Source organism: Streptomyces sp. NPDC056486, from assembly GCF_042795295.1.
In the GTDB taxonomy this organism is placed as follows: domain Bacteria; phylum Actinomycetota; class Actinomycetes; order Streptomycetales; family Streptomycetaceae; genus Streptomyces.
In genome coordinates, this window is record NZ_JBHTSF010000030.1 from 56,641 (window position 1) to 77,081 (window position 20,441).

Annotated in this window: 20 protein-coding genes and 1 riboswitch; of the genes, 10 read left to right on the plus strand and 10 right to left on the minus strand. The window is 70.4% G+C overall.

Translation table 11 applies throughout. The features are described 5' to 3' along the window. The first annotated feature begins 64 nt into the window (after window positions 1–64). The gene (locus ACFQ7F_RS15115) at window positions 65–1,093 is read left to right on the plus strand and encodes a 6-phosphofructokinase (protein ID WP_383270507.1); all 1,029 of its coding nucleotides are present in this window, start codon (window positions 65–67) and stop codon (window positions 1,091–1,093) included. 89 nt (window positions 1,094–1,182) lie between these two features. Further along, window positions 1,183–2,187 (plus strand): 2-hydroxyacid dehydrogenase, encoded by a 1,005-nt coding sequence (locus ACFQ7F_RS15120; RefSeq protein ID WP_383270473.1) that lies wholly within the window; start codon window positions 1,183–1,185, stop codon window positions 2,185–2,187. 7 nt (window positions 2,188–2,194) lie between these two features. Here the strand turns inward: ACFQ7F_RS15120 and ACFQ7F_RS15125 are convergent, their stop codons facing one another. Then, complete coding sequence (locus ACFQ7F_RS15125) at window positions 2,195–4,060, minus strand: anthranilate synthase family protein (protein WP_383270475.1); 1,866 nt, start codon at window positions 4,058–4,060, stop codon at window positions 2,195–2,197. Window positions 4,061–4,336: 276 nt separating this feature from the next. On the opposite strand from ACFQ7F_RS15125, the gene ACFQ7F_RS15130 reads away from it, so the two are divergent. Together ACFQ7F_RS15130 and ACFQ7F_RS15135 are read left to right on the plus strand one after the other, a co-directional pair. Beyond that, window positions 4,337–5,689, plus strand: coding sequence for a class II 3-deoxy-7-phosphoheptulonate synthase (locus ACFQ7F_RS15130; RefSeq protein WP_383270477.1), 1,353 nt, complete (start codon window positions 4,337–4,339; stop codon window positions 5,687–5,689). A gap of 154 nt (window positions 5,690–5,843) precedes the next feature. Then, a complete protein-coding gene (locus ACFQ7F_RS15135) occupies window positions 5,844–6,113 on the plus strand; it encodes a bacterioferritin-associated ferredoxin (protein WP_383270478.1) in 270 nt (89 codons plus the stop codon). 7 nt (window positions 6,114–6,120) lie between these two features. Here the strand turns inward: ACFQ7F_RS15135 and bfr are convergent, their stop codons facing one another. After that, complete coding sequence (gene bfr, locus ACFQ7F_RS15140) at window positions 6,121–6,600, minus strand: bacterioferritin (protein WP_190081362.1); 480 nt, start codon at window positions 6,598–6,600, stop codon at window positions 6,121–6,123. A 174-nt stretch (window positions 6,601–6,774) separates the two neighbouring features. Between bfr and ACFQ7F_RS15145 the strand changes: the two genes are divergently transcribed. Continuing rightward, on the plus strand, window positions 6,775–7,407 hold the full coding sequence (locus ACFQ7F_RS15145; protein WP_383270480.1) for a sulfite oxidase-like oxidoreductase: 633 nt from the start codon (window positions 6,775–6,777) through the stop codon (window positions 7,405–7,407). 20 nt (window positions 7,408–7,427) lie between these two features. On the opposite strand, the gene ACFQ7F_RS15150 is transcribed toward ACFQ7F_RS15145, so the two are convergent. From ACFQ7F_RS15150 to thiO, 6 genes are all read right to left on the minus strand, one after another. Further along, window positions 7,428–7,940, minus strand: coding sequence for a DUF4396 domain-containing protein (locus ACFQ7F_RS15150; RefSeq protein WP_383270482.1), 513 nt, complete (start codon window positions 7,938–7,940; stop codon window positions 7,428–7,430). A gap of 109 nt (window positions 7,941–8,049) precedes the next feature. Continuing rightward, window positions 8,050–8,934 carry a deoxyribonuclease IV gene (locus ACFQ7F_RS15155; RefSeq protein ID WP_383270484.1) on the minus strand — a complete coding sequence of 295 codons (885 nt, stop codon included), beginning with the start codon at window positions 8,932–8,934 and terminating at the stop codon, window positions 8,050–8,052. Between the two features lie 54 nt (window positions 8,935–8,988). Beyond that, window positions 8,989–10,956, minus strand: a complete 1,968-nt coding sequence (gene pknB / locus ACFQ7F_RS15160; protein WP_383270485.1) for a Stk1 family PASTA domain-containing Ser/Thr kinase — start codon at window positions 10,954–10,956, stop codon at window positions 8,989–8,991. A gap of 104 nt (window positions 10,957–11,060) precedes the next feature. Next, a complete protein-coding gene (locus ACFQ7F_RS15165; protein WP_383270486.1) occupies window positions 11,061–11,855 on the minus strand; it encodes a thiazole synthase in 795 nt (264 codons plus the stop codon). A gap of 6 nt (window positions 11,856–11,861) precedes the next feature. Further along, window positions 11,862–12,080: a sulfur carrier protein ThiS gene (gene thiS, locus ACFQ7F_RS15170; protein ID WP_383270487.1), complete on the minus strand. Its 219-nt coding sequence runs from the start codon at window positions 12,078–12,080 to the stop codon at window positions 11,862–11,864. Then, complete coding sequence (gene thiO / locus ACFQ7F_RS15175; RefSeq protein WP_383270489.1) at window positions 12,077–13,267, minus strand: glycine oxidase ThiO; 1,191 nt, start codon at window positions 13,265–13,267, stop codon at window positions 12,077–12,079. Before thiO ends, thiS begins: the two co-directional genes overlap by 4 nt. Beyond that, window positions 13,265–13,378: riboswitch (TPP riboswitch) on the minus strand. It overlaps the preceding gene by 3 nt. A gap of 182 nt (window positions 13,379–13,560) precedes the next feature. Here thiO and ACFQ7F_RS15180 point away from each other — a divergent pair. The 5 genes from ACFQ7F_RS15180 to ACFQ7F_RS15200 all read left to right on the plus strand — a co-directional run bounded on the left by ACFQ7F_RS15180 (window position 13,561) and on the right by ACFQ7F_RS15200 (window position 17,874). Further along, window positions 13,561–14,727 (plus strand): NAD(P)/FAD-dependent oxidoreductase, encoded by a 1,167-nt coding sequence (locus ACFQ7F_RS15180; RefSeq protein WP_383270509.1) that lies wholly within the window; start codon window positions 13,561–13,563, stop codon window positions 14,725–14,727. Between the two features lie 67 nt (window positions 14,728–14,794). After that, window positions 14,795–15,160 (plus strand): Rv2175c family DNA-binding protein, encoded by a 366-nt coding sequence (locus tag ACFQ7F_RS15185; RefSeq protein ID WP_383270491.1) that lies wholly within the window; start codon window positions 14,795–14,797, stop codon window positions 15,158–15,160. Window positions 15,161–15,253: 93 nt separating this feature from the next. After that, window positions 15,254–15,904, plus strand: coding sequence for a thiamine phosphate synthase (gene thiE, locus ACFQ7F_RS15190; RefSeq protein ID WP_383270493.1), 651 nt, complete (start codon window positions 15,254–15,256; stop codon window positions 15,902–15,904). 89 nt (window positions 15,905–15,993) lie between these two features. Beyond that, the gene (gene metF / locus ACFQ7F_RS15195) at window positions 15,994–16,914 is read left to right on the plus strand and encodes a methylenetetrahydrofolate reductase [NAD(P)H] (protein ID WP_383270495.1); all 921 of its coding nucleotides are present in this window, start codon (window positions 15,994–15,996) and stop codon (window positions 16,912–16,914) included. A 45-nt stretch (window positions 16,915–16,959) separates the two neighbouring features. After that, window positions 16,960–17,874: a hypothetical protein gene (locus ACFQ7F_RS15200; protein ID WP_383270496.1), complete on the plus strand. Its 915-nt coding sequence runs from the start codon at window positions 16,960–16,962 to the stop codon at window positions 17,872–17,874. 37 nt (window positions 17,875–17,911) lie between these two features. Here the strand turns inward: ACFQ7F_RS15200 and ACFQ7F_RS15205 are convergent, their stop codons facing one another. Together ACFQ7F_RS15205 and ACFQ7F_RS15210 are read right to left on the minus strand one after the other, a co-directional pair. Continuing rightward, window positions 17,912–19,438, minus strand: a complete 1,527-nt coding sequence (locus ACFQ7F_RS15205; RefSeq protein ID WP_383270498.1) for a phytoene desaturase family protein — start codon at window positions 19,436–19,438, stop codon at window positions 17,912–17,914. 45 nt (window positions 19,439–19,483) lie between these two features. Further along, window positions 19,484–20,098, minus strand: coding sequence for a DUF4126 domain-containing protein (locus tag ACFQ7F_RS15210; protein WP_383270500.1), 615 nt, complete (start codon window positions 20,096–20,098; stop codon window positions 19,484–19,486). Window positions 20,099–20,441 lie beyond the last annotated feature (343 nt).

Genomic DNA, 20,441 nt, shown 5'->3' on the forward strand with positions numbered 1-20,441 from the left:
CTGAGTGACCTGGATCACCATTAGCGTGACCCGCATACAGGTCACCGAGGGAAGGGACTTTTCCATGCGGGTCGGAGTACTGACCGGAGGCGGCGACTGCCCCGGGCTCAACGCCGTCATCCGGGGCGTCGTCCGCAAGGGCGTGCAGGAGTACGGCTATGACTTCGTCGGCTTCCGGGACGGCTGGCGCGGTCCACTGGAGGGCGACACCGTCCAGCTCGACATTCCGGCCGTGCGGGGCATCCTGCCCCGCGGCGGCACCATCCTCGGCTCCTCGCGCACCAATCCGCTCAAGGTGGAGAACGGCGTCCGCCGGATCAAGGAGAACCTCGCCAAGGAGGAGGTCGAGTCCCTCATCGCGATCGGCGGTGAGGACACCCTCGGCGTCGCCGCGCGGCTCACCGACGAGTACGGCATCAATGTCGTCGGCGTACCGAAGACCATCGACAACGACCTGTCCGCCACGGACTACACCTTCGGCTTCGACACCGCGGTGGGGATCGCCACCGAGGCGATCGACCGGCTGCACACGACCGCCGAGTCGCACATGCGGGTCCTCGTGGTCGAGGTCATGGGGCGGCACGCCGGGTGGATCGCGCTGCACTCCGGGCTCGCCGGGGGCGCCAACGTCATCCTCATCCCCGAGCAGCGCTTCGACGTCGACCAGGTGTGTGCCTGGGTGACCTCGCGGTTCAAGGCGTCGTACGCGCCGATCGTGGTCGTCGCGGAAGGGGCCATGCCCAAGGACGGCGAGATGGTCCTCAAGGACGGGACGCAGGACTCCTTCGGGCATGTGCGGCTCTCGGGCGTGGGGGAGTGGCTGGCCAAGGAGATCGAGGGGCGGACGGGGAAGGAAGCCCGGACGACCGTCCTTGGGCACGTCCAGCGCGGCGGGACGCCCAGCGCCTTCGACCGGTGGCTCGCCACGCGCTTCGGCCTGCACGCGATCGAGGCCGTGCGGGACGGCGACTTCGGGAAGATGGTCGCGCTGCAGGGCACGGACATCGTGCGGGTGCCGATCGCTGACGCCACGTCGAAGCTGAAGACTGTGGACCCGGCGCTGTACTCCGAGGTGGGGGTCTTCTTCGGCTGATCTTCGGCTGGTCTTCCGCTGAGGGGGACGGCGCCCGGAGGCTTCGGTCTCCGGGTGCCGTCCCACCAGGCGTTACATAGACTCCCCGCATGGAGATTCTCGCCTTCGGCGTGCAAGCCGACGAGCGGCCGCTGATCGAGAAGGCCTTCGCCGCGCACCACGACATCCGCTGCCTGGACGTCTTCCTCACCGAGGACACCGCCCCCATCGCCGCAGGCCACGAGATCGTCTCCACCAGCGTCAACGCCGACCTGGGCAGCCGCGTCCTGCAGACCCTCGCGGCGGGCGGGACGCAGATGATCGCCCAGCGTTCGACCGGGTTCAACAACATCGATCTCCAGGTCGCCGAACGCCTCGGCTTCACCATCGCCCGCGTCTCGTACTACTCGCCGTACTCCGTCGCCGAGTTCGCCTGGACCCTGGCGATGGCCGTCAACCGCCGCATCGTCCGTGCGAGCAACCGCACCCGCGACTTCGACTTCAGGCTCGACGGCCTGATGGGCAGGGACCTGCGGGGACGCACGGTCGGCGTGCTCGGCACCGGGAAGATCGGCGAGGCGTTCACGCGGATCGCCCACGGCTTCGGCATGCGGCTGCTCGGCTGGGACGTCGCCCAGAACCCGGCGTGCGTCGAGCTCGGCATGGAGTACGTAGCGAAGGAGCAGCTCTTCGCCGACGCCGACCTGATCAGCCTGCACGTCCCGCTGCTCCCCTCCACGCAGCACATCCTCGGCGCCGACGCGCTGCGGATGATGAAGGACGACGCGATCCTGGTGAACTCGAGCCGCGGCGGCCTGATCGACACCGACGCCCTGGTCTCCGAGCTGCGGGCGGGACGTTTCGCGGGCGTCGGGCTCGACGTGTACGAGGCGGAGGCGGGGCTCTTCTTCCTCGACAAGTCCCTTGAGGTCGTCGAGGACGACACTCTGGCCCGCCTGGTGACGTTCCCGAACGTCGTGGTCACCTCGCACCAGGCGTACTACACCGCGGACGCCGTCGGGCAGATCATCGACACCACGGTGCAGAACGTCCTGGACTACCGGGAGGGCCGCCGCAGCGAGAACGTCCTGGTCCCGGCGCCCCTCACGGCTTAGACCGGCGCTAGTGGACAAGCACCCCCGAGAGCAGCTCCCGCACGATCGCCGTCCCGCGCAGTGAGAGCACCGACTCCGGGTGGAACTGGACCCCCGCGAACCCGGGGCCCCGCAGCGCGTGCACCTCTCCCGTGGCCGGCTCCCTGCTGACCTCGATGCCGTGCGCCGCCAGCTCCTGAGACGTCTCCTCGTCGCAGTGCGCCACGAAGCTGTTGTAGAAGCCGACCGTCTCCGGCCGTCCGAACAGGTCGATCCGTGTCTGGGCACCCTGGTAGGGGACCTCCTTGCGGACGATCTCCAGGCCGAGCTCGGCGGCCAGGAGCTCATGGCCGAGGCAGACACCGAGGACGCCGTGGCGGTGATCGCGGACGGCCTCGGCGGCCAGGGAGCGCAGGAAGGTCATCTTCGGGTCGGTGGGGTCCGATGGATTGCCGGGCCCGGGGCCGAGGATCAGCGGGCCCTCGTGGGCGAGCGCCGCCTCCCGGAGCCCCGGCTCGTCGTAGCGGCGTACGGAGACCGTGAGGCCCGATGAGCGAAGGAGATGCGCCAGCATCGCCGTGAACGTGTCCTCGCCGTCGATCACCAGGGCGTGCCCGGACAGCTCCGCCGTCAGTTCCTGCATGCGCAGCCAGAACGGCGCGAGCCCCGCCCGCCGCCCGTCGAGCGCGGCCCGCACGCGCGGGTCGTCGGTAAGCGCGGGGCGTACGCGCTCGTCGCGGGGCCGCCCGGGGCGCACGCCCAACGCGGCAAGCACGCCCGCCGCCTTCGCGTGCGTCTCGGCCACCTCGCCCGCCGGGTCGGAGCCGCGCACCAGCGTCGCGCCGACCGGGACCCGCAGCTTTCCGTCCGCGGAGATGTCGGCGGTGCGGATCAGGATGGGGGAGTCGAGGGTCTGCGCGCCGCCCGCGTCGCGGCCGATGAGGGCGAGGGCGCCCGCGTAGTAGCCGCGCCCGCCCGCTTCGTGCCGCTCGATGACGCGGCAGGCGTTCTGCACGGGCGAGCCGGTGACGGTCGCCGCGAACATCGTCTCCTTGAGGACCTCGCGCACGTCGAGCGACGACTTGCCCCGCAACTCGTACTCGGTGTGCGCGAGGTGGGCCATCTCCTTCAGCCGAGGACCGACGACGACACCGCCCATGTCGCCGACGGTGCACATCATCTTGAGCTCCTCGTCGACGACCATCGACAGCTCCTCGGTCTCCTTGCCGTCGGCGAGGAAACCGAGCAGATCGTCCGCCGTGGGGCCCTCGGCCGGGTAGCGGTACGTCCCGCTGATCGGGTTCATGACGACCGTCCCGCCGGACATCCGCACATGCACCTCGGGGCTCGCCCCGACCAGGGTCCGGTCCCCGGTGTGCACGACGTACGTCCAGTAGGCACCCCGCTCGCCCACGAGCAGCCTGCGGAAGAGCGCGAGGGCGTCCGCCCTGCCGAAGCCGGGGATCTCACCCTCGTACGTACGCCGGATGACGAAGTTCGCGCCCTCGCCCCGCCCGATCTCCTCGCGCAGGACCCGCCCGACGATCTCCCCGTACGCGGCGTCGTCGACGTCGAAGGCCCCGCCCTCGACGCGCACGTCATGCGTGGGCAGCGTCGCCAGGGCCTCGGAGAGCGGGAGTTCGTACGTCTCCTCGGGCGTCAGGACCGCGAGCGGCGTGCCGTCGTCGCGTACGTCGAATCCGCGCTCCCTGATCTGCCGGAAGGGGATCAGGGCGAGGCCGTCGTCGGGAATGTCGGCGAGCCGGTCGTACGTGCCGACGGCGCCGACCATGACCTCGACCGTGTCGTGGTCGTGGCCGGGCGTGCGGCGGCGGAGCACGGCGAAGGGGCGGTCGTCGTCGACGAGGTCGAGCAGGTGCGGCTGGGAATGCATCGGTGGGGTTCCTTCTCACTCGGAGAGGAACGGCCCCGGACCCGCACAGGTCCGCAAAACACTGAAGGCCGCCCCTCGGGCGGCCTTCGCGAGTCTGTGGGTACGCGCAGAGTCAGTGGGCCGCCGGATGAGCGGGCCACCACCAGTTTCGGTTCGTCTGCGTGTGCATGTCCGGCACCCTAGCGCATCGCCGGGCCCATGCCCGGCTGTGTCGGGTCCGTCTCACTTGGTGAGCGGGTGACTGGACAGCGGACATCACCCCGTAATGTTGTGGAGGTGACCGTGAACGCTAAGAGCACCCCAACCGGTGGCAACACCTGGCGAGACCTTCCCGCGGCGCAGCAGCCTGAGTACCCCGATGCCGAGGCTCTGCGCGATGTGATCGCGGAGCTCGAGTCGTATCCGCCGCTCGTCTTCGCGGGCGAGTGCGACCAGCTGCGCGCCCGACTGGCCTCCGTCGCCAAGGGAGAGGCGTTCCTGCTTCAGGGCGGCGACTGCGCCGAGGCTTTCGACGCCGTGTCGGCCGACCACATCCGAAACAAACTGAAGACGCTGCTCCAGATGGGCGCCGTCCTCACGTACGCGGCCTCCGTGCCCGTCGTGAAGGTCGGGCGCATCGCCGGGCAGTACTCGAAGCCGCGCTCCAAGGGCACCGAGACCCGCGACGGCGTCACCCTGCCGACGTACCGCGGCGACTCGGTCAACGGCTTCGACTTCGACGAGAAGTCCCGCATCCCGGACCCCGAGCGCCTGAAGCGGATGTACAACGCCTCCGCGTCGACGCTCAACCTGGTGCGCGCCTTCACGACCGGCGGTTACGCCGACCTGCGCCAGGTGCATGCCTGGAACCAGGACTTCGTGAAGTCGTCCCCCTCGGGCCAGCGCTACGAACAGCTGGCGCGCGAGATCGACAACGCGCTCAACTTCATGCGTGCCTGCGGGACGGACCCGGAGGAGTTCAAGACCGTCGAGTTCTTCGCCTCGCACGAGGCGCTGCTCCTCGACTACGAGTCGGCCCTCACGCGCGTGGACTCGCGCACAGGCCGGCTCTACGACACCTCGGGTCACATGGTCTGGATCGGTGAGCGCACCCGTCAACTGGACGGCGCGCACATCGAGTTCGCCTCCAAGGTGCGTAACCCGATCGGCATCAAGCTCGGCCCGACGACGACCTCGGAGGAGGCGCTGCAGTACATCGAGCGCCTCGACCCGGACCGCGAGCCCGGCCGCCTCACCTTCATCGTCCGCATGGGCGCCGACAAGGTCAGGGACAAGCTCCCCGAGCTGGTCGAGAAGGTCACCGCGTCCGGCGCGACCGTCGCCTGGGTCACCGACCCGATGCACGGCAACACCTTCGAGGCGGCATCGGGCCACAAGACCCGCCGCTTCGACGACGTGCTCGACGAGGTCAAGGGCTTCTTCGAGGTCCACAAGGGCCTGGGCACGCACCCGGGCGGCATCCACGTCGAGCTCACCGGTGACGACGTCACCGAGTGCGTGGGCGGCGGCGACGAGATCTTCGTCGACGACCTGCACCAGCGCTACGAGACGGCCTGCGACCCGCGCCTGAACCGCAGCCAGTCCCTGGACCTGGCGTTCCTGGTGGCGGAGATGTACCGCGACCAGTAGATATTGCCGCGAGACGCGGCGGTGGGGCACGGATCCATGTGATCCGTGCCCCACCGGCGTATCCGGGGCTTTTGTGGACCCGGGGTCGTGGGTAAGGTTAGGTTAGCCTCACCGATTAATCGGGACGGCGCCGCCGATAAATCCTGCCCGGGAGGTGAACCGCGTGTACGTCTGCAACTGTTTCGGGGTCACCGAGGCGCAGGTGAAGCAGCACGCGGCCGACGGTGCCTGCACGCCCCGCCAGATAGCGTCCGCCAGCAAGGCGGGCACCGACTGCGGTTCGTGTGTACGGAGTATTCAGGCGCTCCTGGGTCGGGGTACGTGCCCCCGCAGGGAGCTGGCCAACCAGGGTGAGCCCGTACTCACCAGCATGGACACCGGCATGGAGACCAGCATGGACACCGGCTTGAACGAGGCCGCCTAGTCCGCTGTCAGCTCTCCGGCTGCTCGATGAGCTGCGAGATGTAGAGCGGCTCGCCCAGCTTCTCGACCAGTTCGAGCTGAGTGTCGAGATAGTCGATGTGATGCTCCTCGTCCTCGAGGATCGACTCGAAGATGTTCGCGGAAGTGATGTCTCCCTTGCCGCGCATCACCTCGATGCCGCGCCTGAGGCGGTCGATCGCCTCCGCCTCGATCTGCCGGTCCGCCTGGAACATCTCCGTCACGGTCTGACCCACGCGTACGTGGAAGAGCCGCTGGTAATTGGGCAGGCCGTCGAGGAAGAGAATCCGGTCGGTCAGGATCTCCGCGTGCTTCATCTCGTCGATCGACTCGGACCGGGTGTACTTCGCGAGCTTCGGCCAGCCGAAGTTCTCCTGCATCTTGGCGTGGAGAAAGTACTGGTTGATCGCCGTGAGCTCGGCGGTCAGCTGCTCGTTGAGAAATTCGATGACCTCGGGGTCGCCCTGCATCGCAGAGGCTCCTTCCACGTGGTAACTGGGCAGGTTCCGCGCATCCTTGCACCGGCGCGAGAGACCGTCCAGTAAGTGCACGCTTAGTAGGAGTTGCCCCAATCAACGTCCGACAGGCGTCCGCCGAGAGCCTCATGGTCATGCCCACCGCCCCCGGTCTGTCAGGATGGAGACATGGGTCAGCCGGCGGATCGCGCATCTCGGGAAGCAGTGGAGCCGGAGCTCCCGCCGGGGCAGCGACTGCAGCGGGGCTGGCCGGTCACGCACTACGGCCCGGTGCCTAAGTTCCGCCCGGAGCGCTGGGAGTTCAGGGTCTTCGGGGCCACCGCCGACGGGGACAAGCACTGCTGGACGCACGAGGAGTTCTCCGCCCTTCCGTACGCCAGCGTGATCGGCGATCTGCACTGCGTCACGAAGTTCAGCATGCTCCGCGCCGAGTGGGGCGGTGTTTCCGCGCGGGCGCTGCTCGAGATCGCGCCGCCCGCGCCCGACGCCACGCATGTGATGGTCTGGGCCGAGTACGGCTTCAGCTCGAATCTGCGGATGGCCGACTTCATGGACGAGCGCACGATTTTCGCCACCCACAAAGGCGGAGAACTGCTGACCGCGGAGCATGGGTTCCCGCTGCGCCTCGTGGTGCCGCACCTCTACGCCTGGAAGGGCCCCAAGTGGGTCCGAGGTGTCGAGTACATGACGGCTGACCGCCGTGGTTTCTGGGAGGAGCGCGGCTATCACAACGTCGGCGACCCCTGGTCCGAGCAGCGCTACTCCTACCAGGAAGAGCCCGGGGACGGCCCCGAGCTCTAGATCCCTGGTCCTGGCTCCCGTCAGTGGTGGTACTGGTGCACCACGGCGTGGCCCTTTCCGCGGCCGATCATCCACTTGTTGACCGGGGTGGTGACCACGAACGCCACGGCCAGGGCGATGGCGAGGATCCACCAGAACATGGGGTCCGAGAGGTGGGCGTCCATCGCTCCCGGCCAGAGCGCGATCACGCCGTTGTCGATGAGTTCCATCACCGCGATGGACAGGGTGTCCGCGGCGAGCGCGACCCGGAACGCTGTCCTGAAATCGACGCCCGCCGCGAGGATGCCGCGCAGGGTCAGGGCGTATCCGAAGAAGAAGGCCAGGATGATCGCGAGGATCATCGTCCGCATGTTGCCCCAGCCGAGGGCGGTCCCGATCACCATGCCGAGGATCTCGCCGATGGCGCACCCGGTGAGGCAGTGCAGGGTCGCCTGGGCGGCCATTCGCCAGCTGACCTTGCCCATGCCGTGGTGCGCCTCGTGAGCGTGGTGCTCGTGCTCGTGCTCGGCGTGAGTGTCGTGACCGTGCTGCATGAGAAGCCCCCAATGTCGGACGACGGTTCCTGCCCTCTGGCAAGAACCGTATACCCCTAGGGGGTATTCCTCAATGAGTCTCCGGAGCCTCCGGAGTCTCCAGGGGGCTTTAGTTGCCCCTGAGCTCCTTCAGACGCGCCACGTCCGCCGCGTGCCCCTCCTTGCCGCCGGGTGTCTCGATGATCAGCGGTACGTTCTCGGTCGCGGGGTGGGCCATCAGCTCGCGGAAGGGTTCCTCGCCGATGTGGCCGGTGCCGATGTTCTCGTGACGGTCCTTGTGGGCGCCGACCACGTCCTTGGAGTCGTTGGCGTGCACCAGCTTCAGACGGCCTTCGCCGACGGTGTCGACCAGCAGGTCGAGGGTCTGCTTCATGCCGCTCGGCCCGGTCAGATCATGGCCCGCCGCGAAGATGTGGCAGGTGTCCAGGCAGATGCCCAGCTTCGGATGGGCGTCCAGCGCGTCGAAGTACGGGCCGAAGTCCCAGGTGCGTGAGCAGAGCGAGAAACCCTGGCCCGCGGTCGACTCCAGGAGGAGGAAGGGGTCGTCGTCGTGCGTCAGCTCGTCCAGGAGCGGCAGCATCCGGTCGCGCACCTGCGCGAGGGCGACGGCGCGGTCCCGGCCGCCGGTCGCGGAGCCGGTGTGCACGACGACGCCGAGCGCACCGATCTCGCGGCCCCGGCGCAGCGAGTGGCGCAGGGACTCCACGGACTTGTCGACGGTCGCCTCGGTGTGCGAGCCGAAGTTGATGAGGTAGGGCGCGTGGACGTACGCGGGAATCCGCTCGGCGGCGCAGGCCGCGCGGAACTCCTCGTCCTGCTGCGGATTGCCGGGCCCGGTGGCCCAGCCGCGCGGGTTGGCCACGAAGACCTGGACGGCCTCGGCACCGAGCTCACGGGCGTACGAAAGCCCTGCGGAGGCGAGGCCGCCGGCCACCGGGACGTGGCCGCCGACGGGATTGCGGGACGGGATGCTGGGGGAGTTCTTGCTGCTCACCCGCTCCAGGGTGGCACGGGCCCGCGCGGAACCTGTCGGCGGACCCGGCCAGGGCTAGCGGATCTTGATGGTGATCGTCGAACCCTTGGGGGCGTTGTCGCCGCCCTCCACGGACTGGCTCTCCACCTTGTCTCCGAAGATGCCGAGCAGCCCCCGGTCCTCGTCGACGTCGAAGCCCGCGTCCTCGAGCTTCTGCGTGGCGTCGTCGACGCTCATGCCCTCGACGTCCGGCACCTCGATCATCTCGGGACCCTTGGAGAGCGTCAGCGTGACCGTGTCACCCTCGGCGAGCTGCTTCTCGCCCTCCCTGGGGGACTGATCGACGACAGTGCCCTTGTCCTCCTCGGAGTGGACCCGCTTCGTCGCGATCCTGACCTTGAGGCCCGCGTCCTCGAGATCGAGGGTCGCGTCCGACTGGGAGTCGCCCGTCACGTCGGGAACGTCGATTGCCTCGCCCTTGCTGACGACCATCGCGATGGCGGAGCCCGCCTTGCGCTTGCTGCCCGACTTCGGGTCCGTGCTGACCACGGAGCCCTTGCGGACGTCGTCGCTGAAGGCCTTGGTCGTCATCCCGGGAGCCAGCCCGGCGTCCTTGAGCTTGCTCTTCGCCTCGGCAAGGGGAGTGCCACCGAGGCTCGGGACCTTCACGATCTCGGGACCCATCGAGACGGTCAGCGTCACCCGGCCGTTGTCACGGATGCGCTCGCCCGCCTTGGGGTCGGTGGCCATGACCGTGCCGCGCTTGTCGGTGTCGCTGTACGCGCGCTTGATGTCCTTCACGTCGAGACCGGCCTCGTCGAGGCGCTTCTTGGCCGCCGGCTCGGTCTTCGCCAGGAGGGGCGGGACCTTCGTGAACTGGCCGGAATTGATGTACCAGACGCCCGCGCCGAGACCCAGGGCGAGGAGGACGGCGGCGACGATCGCGAGGACCCCGCGGCGCGGGTTGGCGCGCCGCCTGCGGTCCGGGGCGGCCGGTGGAGCGGGGGGCGGCGTCGCCAGGATGCTCGTGCGGTTGAGCTGGTCCTGTGGGTCCCGCTGGTCCTGAACGCCGTCCGTGGGCAGCGGAAGCTGCACGGGCCGCACCGAGCGAGGGATCACGTTCGTACGGTCGTCGCTGTTGTCGCGCGGTGCGTGCTCCGCCGTGCGCGCCTGCGGCGGCACCGCGTCGAGCTGATCCAGGGAGAGCGCGGCCCGCGCCGCCCTGGCCTGCCCGAGGAGCGCCACAGCGTCGTGCGGGCGGACCTCGGGGTTGCGGGCGGTGGCGGAGGCCACCAGTTCATCGAGCTCGACAGGCAGGCCCGGAACGGCCGCCGACGGGGGCGGCACGTCCTCGTGGAGGTGTTGGTAGAGCACCTGGGCGGGCGACTCACCGGAGTGCGGCTTGGCGCCGGTCAGCATTTCGTAGAGCACGACCCCGCACGCGTACACATCCACGCGCGTGTCGGCCGTGCCGTGCTCTATCTGCTCAGGGGCGAGGTAGGAGACGGTCCCCAGGATCGTGCCGGTCGTGTTCGTGACGGTGTCCACCGCGCGCACGAGCCCGAAGTCGGCGACCTTGACCCGGCCGTCATCCCCTATGAGGACGTTCTCCGGCTTCATGTCGCGGTGCACGAACCCCGCGCGGTGCGCGGCGCCGAGCGCGGCGAGGACCGGCTCCAGGATGTCGAGGGCCGCGCGCGGCTGCAGGGCGCCCCGCTCGCGGAGCACGTCACGCAGGGTGCAGCCCGCGATGTACTCCATCGCCAGATAGACGTACGCACCGTCGGCGCCCTGGTCGTACACCCCCACCACGTTCGGGTGGGAGAGCCGGGCGATCGACTTGGCCTCGCGGATGAAGCGGTCGACGAACGAGACGTCGGCGGCCAGCGTCGGGTGCATCACCTTGAGCGCGAGCACGCGGTCGAGGCGGGTGTCCACGGCCCGGTAGACCGTGGCCATCCCGCCGACCGCGATCCGCCCGTCCACGCGATAGCGGCCGTCGAGCACCTGCCCGACGAGCGGGTCCTGAAGGGTCGTGTCCACGAAGGGAGTCTACGAGCCACCGCTGACACCGTTGCCCGCCCGGTCGTGCTCGGGCCCCGACTGCAGCCGACCTGTAACAGGCGGGCGGCACTCGCGTGCGCCACTCAGAACGCGGGCCGCTCCGGATCGAGCCGGGCCATGCCCTGCGCGGGCGACGACGCCTCGGCGAAGTGCCGACGTGGGATCCGCCCCGCCCGGTACGCGAGCCGCCCCGCCTCGACCCCGTGCCGCATGCCCTCGGCCATGAGGACCGGCTCCTGAGCCCGTGTAACGGCGGAGGCGAGCATCACACCCGCACACCCCAGCTCCATCGCGAGCGCCGCGTCGGACGCCGTTCCCGCCCCCGCGTCCAGAATCACCGGCACGCCCGCGCGTTCGACGATCAGCTGGAAGTTGTGCGGGTTGCGGATGCCGAGTCCGGAGCCGATGGGGGAGCCGAGTGGCATGATCGCCGCGCAGCCCACGTCCTCCAGCTTCCGGGCGAGGACCGGGTCGTCGTTCGTGTATGGAAGGACCGTGAAGCCGTCGTCGACCAGGGTCTCGGCGGCGTCGATGAGCTCGATCGGGTCGGGGAGCAGTGTGCGCTCGTCCGCGATGACCTCCAGCTTGACCAGATCGGTGCCGAGCGCCTCCCGCGCAAGCCGGGCGGTCAGGACGGCCTCGCCCGCGGTGTAGCAGCCCGCCGTGTTCGGCAGGACCCGGATGCCGAGCCGGTCGAGCACGGAGAGCACCGAGCCCTGCACACCGGGATCGAGGCGGCGCATCGCGACCGTCGTCAGCTCCGTTCCGGAGGCGAAGAGGGAGCGTTCGAGGATGTCCAGGCTCGGCGCGCCGCCCGTACCCATGATCAGGCGTGAGGAAAGGGTGAGCCCGCCGATGACGAAGGGGTCGTCTGCCATGTCGGTTCAGCCTCCTTGGACGGCGGTGAGGACCTCTATGCGGTCCCCGTCGGTGAGCTCGGTGGTGGACCACCGCGCGCGCGGGACGACGGTTTCGTTGAGCGCGGCGGCGATACCGGACGGGGCCGCGGTGAGCTTGGCGACGAGGGCTTCGAGCGTGGTGCCCGCGGCCACATCGCGTGCTTCTCCGTTGACGGAGACGGCTGTAACGGCTGAGAGAGTCATGCGGGCTGCTCCATGAAGCGCTGCGTGAGGGGGTCGCCGGCAAAGCGCAGAGGGGTGAATCCCCGGGCCTCGTCGGGCAGTTCACCGGTGGTCAGGGCGTGCGCCATCACCTCACCGGTGACGGGTGTCAGAAGCACGCCGTTGCGGTAGTGGCCTGTGGCCAGCTGGAGACCGGGGAGAGCGGTCGGGCCGAGCAGCGGCGCGTTGTCGGGGGAGCCGGGGCGCAGGCCTGCGCGCGTCTCGGTCAGCGGTAGTTCCGTGATGCCCGGTACGAGCTCGTGGGCGTCCCGAAGCAGCTCGTACACGCCGCCCGCGGTGACCGTCGTGTCCCAGCCGAGCTCCTCGCTCGTCGCGCCGACGACGAGCTCGCCGTTCTCGCGCGGCACCAGATAGACATGGCTGCCGCGCACGACGGCGCGCACGGTGCGGCTCAGGAACGGCGCGTACCGCTGAGGCACCGTGAGCCGGAGGACCTGCCCCTTCACGGGGCGCACGGGCGGCAGCACGCCCTCCGGGACGCCGGCGAGGCGCCCGCTGAGGCTGCCGGCGGCGAGCACGGTCTGTCCGGCCTCCAGGGCGGTCCCGTCGGCGAGGACGACTCCGGTGGCCCGGTCCCGTTCGACGGTGAGGCGCTCCGCCCACGCACGGTGGAAGATCACGCCCGCCCGTTCGCAGGCCACGAGGAGCGCCGCTGCGAGCCTGCGCGGGTCGATCTGGTGGTCGCCGTCGACGCGGAGGCCGCCGCGGACCCCCGGTGCGAGCATCGGTTCGAGGCGGCGGCACTCGCGCCCGCTCAGCCACTCCGACGTGAGCCCGGAACGCTCCTGGAGGGCGTGCAGCTCACGCAGGTGGGCGCGGTCGTCGGAGTCGAGGGCGACGGCGAGCGTGCCGCACGCGCGGTAGCCGAGATCGCGGTCGCTCGCCTCGGCGAGCTCCGCCGCGAACTCCGGGTAGCGCTGCGCGGAGGCCAGATTCAGGCCGAGCAGCGTCTGCTCGCCGTAGTGCAGCTCGGTGACGGCGGCCAGCATGCCCGCGGCGACCTGCGCCGCGCCGCCGCCGGGCTCGGGGTCCACGACCGCGGTGGACAGACCGCGCTGCGCCGCCCGCCAGGCCGTGACCAGGCCGATGATGCCGCCCCCGACGACAGCGACATCGGTCGCCTCGTGGGGTGATGTACGTGGATGCATGGGTGTCCAGCCCCTCCCTTCGCCGGCATGACCCGGATCAGGTTCGTACGGTCGGAGGCCGTCCCAGCCTCCCTCTCAGCCCGGTACGTCCGGGCTCCCGCGAGTGTTCTGCCCTGCACCCTAGTCCCTGGTGTCCGAGGGCAGTAGGGGAGCTGTCCGGGTATGCACCGTGACGGTGTGTCATAGATCTCCTCGTAGCGCTCTGCGGGGCGCGTCACCCGCCGCCCTACAGTGATCGGGTGAGCGAGCAGCGGAGGCAGGCAGAGCGGCGCGTCGTCATCGTCGGCGCGGGGATGGCCGGGGTGCAGACCGCCGTGGCCCTGCGCGAACAGGGGTTCGCCGGTGCGGTCACCCTGATCGGCGCGGAACCCCACCAGCCGTACGACAGGCCGCCGCTGTCCAAGGCCGTGCTGCTGGGCAAGGCGGAGGGCTCCGCCTTCGACATCGACTTCGAGGCGCTCGGCATCGAGCTGAGTCTGGGCCACGAGGTCACGGGCGTGCGCCCGGCGGACCACGAACTGGACACCTCGTCGGGTCCGGTGCCCTACGACACCCTGGTCATCGCCACCGGCGCCGAGCCGATCCTGCTGCCAGGCACTTCCGGAGTTCCCGGCGTCCACCTGCTGCGCACCCTCGACGACGCCGAGCGGCTGCGGCCCGTGCTCGCCGAGCAGCACCGCGTCGTGGTCGTCGGCGCGGGCTGGATCGGCGCCGAGTTCGTGACCGCGGCGCGCGAGGCGGGCTGCTCGGTCACCGTCGTCGAAGCCGCCGAACGGCCGCTGGCGGGGGCCCTGCCCGCGGCGGTCGCGGCGCCGATGACCTCCTGGTACGCCGACGCGGGGGCCGAACTGCGCACCCACGCGCGCGTGGACCGCGTCGAGCCCGGCAGCGTCCTGCTGGCCGACGGCACCCGGCTGCCCGCGGACACGGTCGTCGTCGGCATCGGCGCACGCCCCGCCACGGGCTGGCTCGTGGACTCGGGCATCACCCTGGGCGCCCACCGGGAGATCGTCGCCGACGACCACCTGCGGACATCGGAACCCGATGTGTACGCGGTCGGCGACTGCTCCTCCTTCCCTTCGGGAAGGTATGGCGAGCGCCTTCTCGTCCACCACTGGGACAACGCCCTCCAGGGCCCGCGCACGGTGGCCGCGAACATCATCGGCGAGACCCCTTCGGCGTACGACCCCGTCCCGTACTTCTGGTCCGAGCAGTTCGGCCGCTTCGTCCAGTTCGCCGGGCACCACGCCTCGGCCGACGAGCTGGTGTGGCGCGGCGATCCATCGAGTGCGGCCTGGACGGTGTGCTGGCTCCGGCGGGGCGCCCTGGTGGCCGTCCTCGCGGTGGGCCGCCCGAGGGACCTCGCGCAGGGCCGCAAACTGATCGAGGCGGGCGCCCGTCTCTCCCCTGATCTTGCGTCGGATCCCGCGGTGCCGCTGAAGAAGGCAGTGCTGCCGTAAGCGCTGCCACAGCCGGAGGGGGACCGCTGCCCGGCCGCTGTCGGTGCCCGGAGATACGCTTGTCCGTGTGACCGAGATTGACGCAAAGACTGATGCTCTCGTCCCCGAGTGGCTCCACCTCCCCGACATCGCAGAAATGCTCGACGTCGAGGTGACGCGTGTGCGCCAGCTGGTCAAGGAGGGCCAGCTGATCGCCGTGCGCCGTGGTGAGAACCGCGCGCTCGCGGTGCCCGCCGCCTTCATCGACGGCGACAAGATCGTCAAGGGCCTCACAGGCACCCTGACGCTCCTGAGGGACGACGGCTTCTCCGACCGAGAAATGCTGGAGTGGCTCTTCACTCCCGACGAGACCCTGCCCGGCACCCCCGCGCAGGCTCTGAGCGAGAATCGCGGCACGGAGGTGAAGCGCCGCGCCCAGGCGCTCGCCGTCTGACCGATCGACACGGAAAACCGTTGCGTGCGGGCCGCGTGATCCCCCGGGGGACACGCGGCCCGTAGGCCACCGACACCCCGGGGGGACCTCTTCATGGCCACCAAGCCTGCCCGCGAGCAGCTCGCCGACGCCCGCCTCTACCTGTGTGTGGACGCCCGCAAGCGCCAGGGAGACCTCCCGGAGTTCCTCGACGCCGTCCTCGGCGGCGGCGTCGACATCGTGCAGCTGCGGGACAAGGGCATGGAGGCGGCCGAGGAGCTCGAACACCTCCAGGTCTTCGCCGACGCCGCCCGCAGGCACGGCAAGCTCCTCGCGGTGAACGACCGCGCGGACGTCGCGCACGCCATCGGCGCCGACGTCCTGCACCTCGGCCAGGGCGACCTGCCGGTGCCCGCGGCCCGCCGCATTCTGGGCGATGACGTTCTCATCGGCCGTTCCACGCACGCCGACGCCGAGGCCGCCGCGGCGGCGACGCAGGACGGCGTGGACTATTTCTGCACGGGCCCCTGCTGGCCGACCCCCACCAAGCCGGGCCGGCACGCCCCCGGCCTCGACCTGGTCCGGTACACGGCCTCGCTCGGCACCAACCGCCCGTGGTTCGCCATCGGCGGCATCGACGCGGGCAACCTGGACGAGGTGCTCGAAGCGGGCGCCCGCCGCGTCGTCGTCGTGCGGGCCATCACCGAGGCCGACGATCCGGCGGCAGCCGCGGCCGACTTCGCGAAGCGGCTGCGTTCGGCCTGATCGGCGATCTTCAGCCATCCTTCGGGGCGGCTGTCCGCAGGTTGGACGGAGATTGGCCGGTAGCGGTGCCCCGTCGCTAACCTGCCCGTATGGCCCTAGGCACTGCTTCCACCAGATCTGATCGCGCACGCACCGTGCGCGACATGCTCGCGACCGGCAAGACGACGTATTCGTTCGAGTTCTCGGCGCCGAAGACCGAGAAGGGCGAGCGGAACCTGTGGAACGCCCTGCGCCGGGTCGAGGCGGTGGCTCCCAGCTTCGTCTCCGTGACGTACGGGGCAGGCGGCTCGACGCGTGCGGGAACGGTCAAGGAGACGCAGCAGATCGTCGCCGACTCGACTCTCACGCCGGTCGCGCACCTGACCGCGGTCGACCACTCCGTGGCCGAACTGCGCAACATCATCGGGCAGTACGCGGACGCCGGCATCAGGAACATGCTCGCGGTCCGCGGAGACCCGCCCGGCGACCCGCTCGCCGACTGGATCAAGCACCCCGAGGGCCTCACGTACACCGCCGAACTCGTGCGCCTTATCAAGGAGTCGGGCGACTTCTGCGTGGGCGTCGCGGCCTTCCCCGCGATGCATCCGCGCTCGGCCGACTGGGACACCGACGTCCGGCACTTCGTCGACAAGTGCCGCGCGGGCGCCGACTACGCGATCACACAGATGTTCTTCTACCCGGAGGAGTATCTGCGCCTGCGCGACCGGGTCGAGGCCGCCGGCTGCTCGACGCCGATCATCCCGGAGATCATGCCGGTGACGAACGTGCGCATGCTGGAGCGGCTGCCCCAGCTCAGCAACGCTTCCTTCCCGCCGGAGCTCAAAGAGCGCATCCTCACAGCCAAAGATGATCCGGCGGCTGTACGCTCCATTGGCATCGAGTTCGCGACGGAGTTCTGCGCGCGGTTGCTGGCCGAGGGTGTCCCGGGACTGCACTTCATCACGCTCAACAACTCCACGGCGACTCTGGAAATCTACGAAAATCTGGGCCTGCATCACCCGCAGGCCTGACCGGCCGTACCCCTGGGGGCGGCGGCCGCGGGGAGAGGGGCGTACATGGGCTGGACGGTCCTCTACATCGCGTTCGGATGCGTCGCGCTGTGGCTGCTCGGCGAGGTGCTGCTGCAGTACAAGGCGCGGCTGCGCTGGCGGCTGCTTGCCTTCGGCGGTTTCCTCGGCGTGGTCATCGGCGTGCTGCTTCCGTCGGTGGTGGTCATCGGGATCGGCGCGATCGCCTTCGCCACGGGACAGACGTACGTGACGCTGTCGTTCCGCCGCGGCTTCTCGACCGGCTGGGCGCTCGGCGGCCAGCCCGGCCTGAGCAAGCGCCGCAAGACGACGCAGCGGGGTGCGGGTGCCGAGGCTTCCCAGGAGCCGACGCTTCAGGTATCCGACCTGGAGTACGAGGAGTCGGGCCCGGCCGGACCGCCGCCCGAGGCCGCTCCCGGCACCGGGGTCTACGCCCCGGAGCCGCTGCCCGACGACACCGGGCAGTACGGCGTCTACAGCGACGACGCGTACGCACAGCAGCAGCAGCAGCACCAGCAGCAGTCCGCTCCGGCGGACAGCGGCTACGGCTACGACACGTACGCCACCGCGGGCTATGACCCCCAGCAGCCGTACGCGTACGGCGAGACGGGGCAGCAGCAGTACGCCGCGTACTCCGACCCGTACATCGGGACGCAGACGTACGGCGGCGGGCAGGGCTACGACGCGTACGGCGACCAGCAGCAGTACGCGCCCTACCCCGCCGCCGATCCGTACGCCGACGGGGCGGGGACCTATCAGGAGACGCCGCCCGGCGGGGTCTGGGTGCCCCAGCAGCGCAGTGTCGAGGACCCCTACGGGCAGTACGGCCAGTACAGCGAGTACGGCGGCGAACTCCCGCCGGAGCAGCCGTATCCGTACCAGGGCGAGCAGGCCCAGGGGAACGGGTACGACGCGGGGTACAACGAGCAGTACCGGTACTAGCAGTACCGCTACTGAGAGCGGGGGCCCGGGAGCCCGCTCACTGCGAGCCCCGGAAGTCCGGTCCCTCCACGATAAGACCGGCGACCAGCGTGCCCGACATGCCCGCGTGCGGAAGCCCGCCGCCCGGGTGCGCCCAGCCGCCCACCGCGAAAAGACCCGGCAGACGCGTGCTGTTGGCCGGGTGGAGCAGCAGACCCTCGCCCGCCGCGAGAGACGGGGGCGGGACCGCGCCGCCGTCGGCGCCGGTGGCCCGCGCGATGTCGGCGGGGGTGCGGACCTCGTGCCACAGCAGCCGGTCCCGCAGGCCGGGCACCACGGACTCGGCACGCGTCAGGAGCCGCTCCACGTCCGCGTCGGTGACCTCCGTGTGGGCGGGCACCGTGACCGTCAGCGTGAGCGCCTCGTGCTCCGCGTCCGGTGTGAGCGCGGGGTCGTCCGGGCGCAGCACCGTGAGGGTGGGGGCCAGGGGCAGCCCGGGGCGGTCGCCGAAGACGCGGTCGAGCTCGTCCTGGCGGTCGGGGGTGTGCAGCACCGTGCGGTGGGGTGTGCCCTCGGGCCGCGCGCCGCGCAGCGCGAGGAAGACCATGAGACGGCTGGGCAGTCCGGAACGGGGCTGCACCTCACCCTCCGCCCGTATGTTCACACCGGATGCGCCGGACATGCCGGATACACCGGACAACAAGCCGTCGAGTGCGCCGGGCGCAACACCGGCGACAACGAAGTCCGCCTCCTGCGCCGTTCCGTCCGCGAGCTCGATGCCCGCCGCGCGGCCGTCCTTCTCGATGATCCGGGCGACGGGGGAGTCGAACGCGAACTCGACCCGCCGGGCGATGCACCGCTCGTACACGGCCTGCGCGAGCGCGCGCATCCCGCCGCGCACGGACCACGCGCCGAAGGTGTGCTCCTGGTAGGGCAGGACGGCCGCGCTCGCCGGGGTCGCCCGGGGGTCGAGGCCGCTCGCGAGGGCGTACTGCTCGAGGAGCGCGAGGAGCCGTGCGTCGCCGCCCAGTTCGAGTGCGCCGACTTCGGTGAGGGTTCTCGCCCGCCGCTCGCGCCGCAGGAGGCGCTTGTGCGGCACCGATGGGTAGGGCTCACGCTCGGCCAGCACCTGCCAGTTCGGCCAGAGCGGCTCTTCCAGGAGGGGGCGCCGGGTGCGGTTCCACGCTTCACGGGCGCGGTTCATGTACGCCGACCAGTGGGCGCCCGCGCCGCTGCCGAGCGCCGCGTCGAGGGCCTCGCCGACGCCCGCGCGCGAGGCGTTGGGCAGATCGGCCGCCGTGCCGTCCGCGAAGACGTGCCGCACGGCGGGTTCCACCTGGGACAGCTCGACGCACCGCTCCAGCGGCTCCTTGCCCGTCTTGACGAACAAGTCGCGGTAGACGGCGGGGAGCTGCAGGAGCCCGGGGCCCGTGTCGAAGACGAAGCCGTCACGCTCGACGCTGCCGAGCGCGCCGCCGTACGTGCCCGACCGCTCGTGCACCACCACCCGGTGGCCCGCGACGGCCAGCCGGGCGGCGGCCGCCATCGCGCCCATCCCGGCGCCGATCACCACAATCCGTGCCATGCCAGGGACTTTATCGGCCACCACTGACAGTCACGCCGGGAGCCCTCAGTCCGGCGGCCGTCCCCCGTGTGCCGCCAGCTGTTTCTCCTCGCGCCGCTGCGCCCTGCGCCGCAGGAACCGCCGGATCCGCGAGACCAGGAAGGTCAGTATGAGCAGGCCGAGCAGCAGGAGCACGGCCGCGATGATCGCCGCCGCCTCTGGGTAGAACATCGCGAAGCTGACGATCCCGCCGACCCCGAGATCCTCCGCCGTGCTCACCGCGATGTTGCTGAACGGCTCAGGCGAGGTGTTGATCGCCATCCGCGTCCCGGCTTTGACGAAGTGGCTGGCCAGCGCCGTCGAACCGCCCACCGCGCCCGCCGCCAGGTCGGAGAGCGAACCGCTCTGGCCCGCGAGCAGCGCACCCACCACGGCGCCGGAAACCGGCCGGATCACGGTGTGCACCGTGTCCCAGACCGAGTCGACGTAAGGGATCTTGTCGGCGACGGCCTCGCAGGCGAAGAGGACGCCTGCGGCGATGAGCACATCAGGACGTTGCAGCGCTTCGGGAACCTCGTCGCTGATCCCGGTCGCGCCGAAGATGCCGAGCAGCAGGACCACGGCGTACGCGTTGATCCCGCTTGCCCAGCCGCTGGTGAAGACCAGGGGGAGTACGGACACGGACGCGATCGTAACCAGTCGAGAGGATCTCGGTGTGGGGATGAGTGCCCAGGTCTGAGTATCCGTACCTAGAGGTGGAGATGAGTATGAGCGCGGATGGGTCCCGACCTGCGAAGACGGAAGAGTGAGGGACACGGAGAAGGGCGCAGCGCCCGTACCGCCGACACGGGGCGGCGGAACGGCGCGGCGCCCTTGGCCGCTCCTCCCACCTCTTCGAAGGTGGGAGCGAGACACGGGGGAGACGGGCGGCGACTCGGGGATGACCACCCGAGGGGCCGAACGGGGGACAGCGGGGGAACGGGGGAGCGGGGGAACCAGAATAACGGGGGGGGGGGGGGTGGGA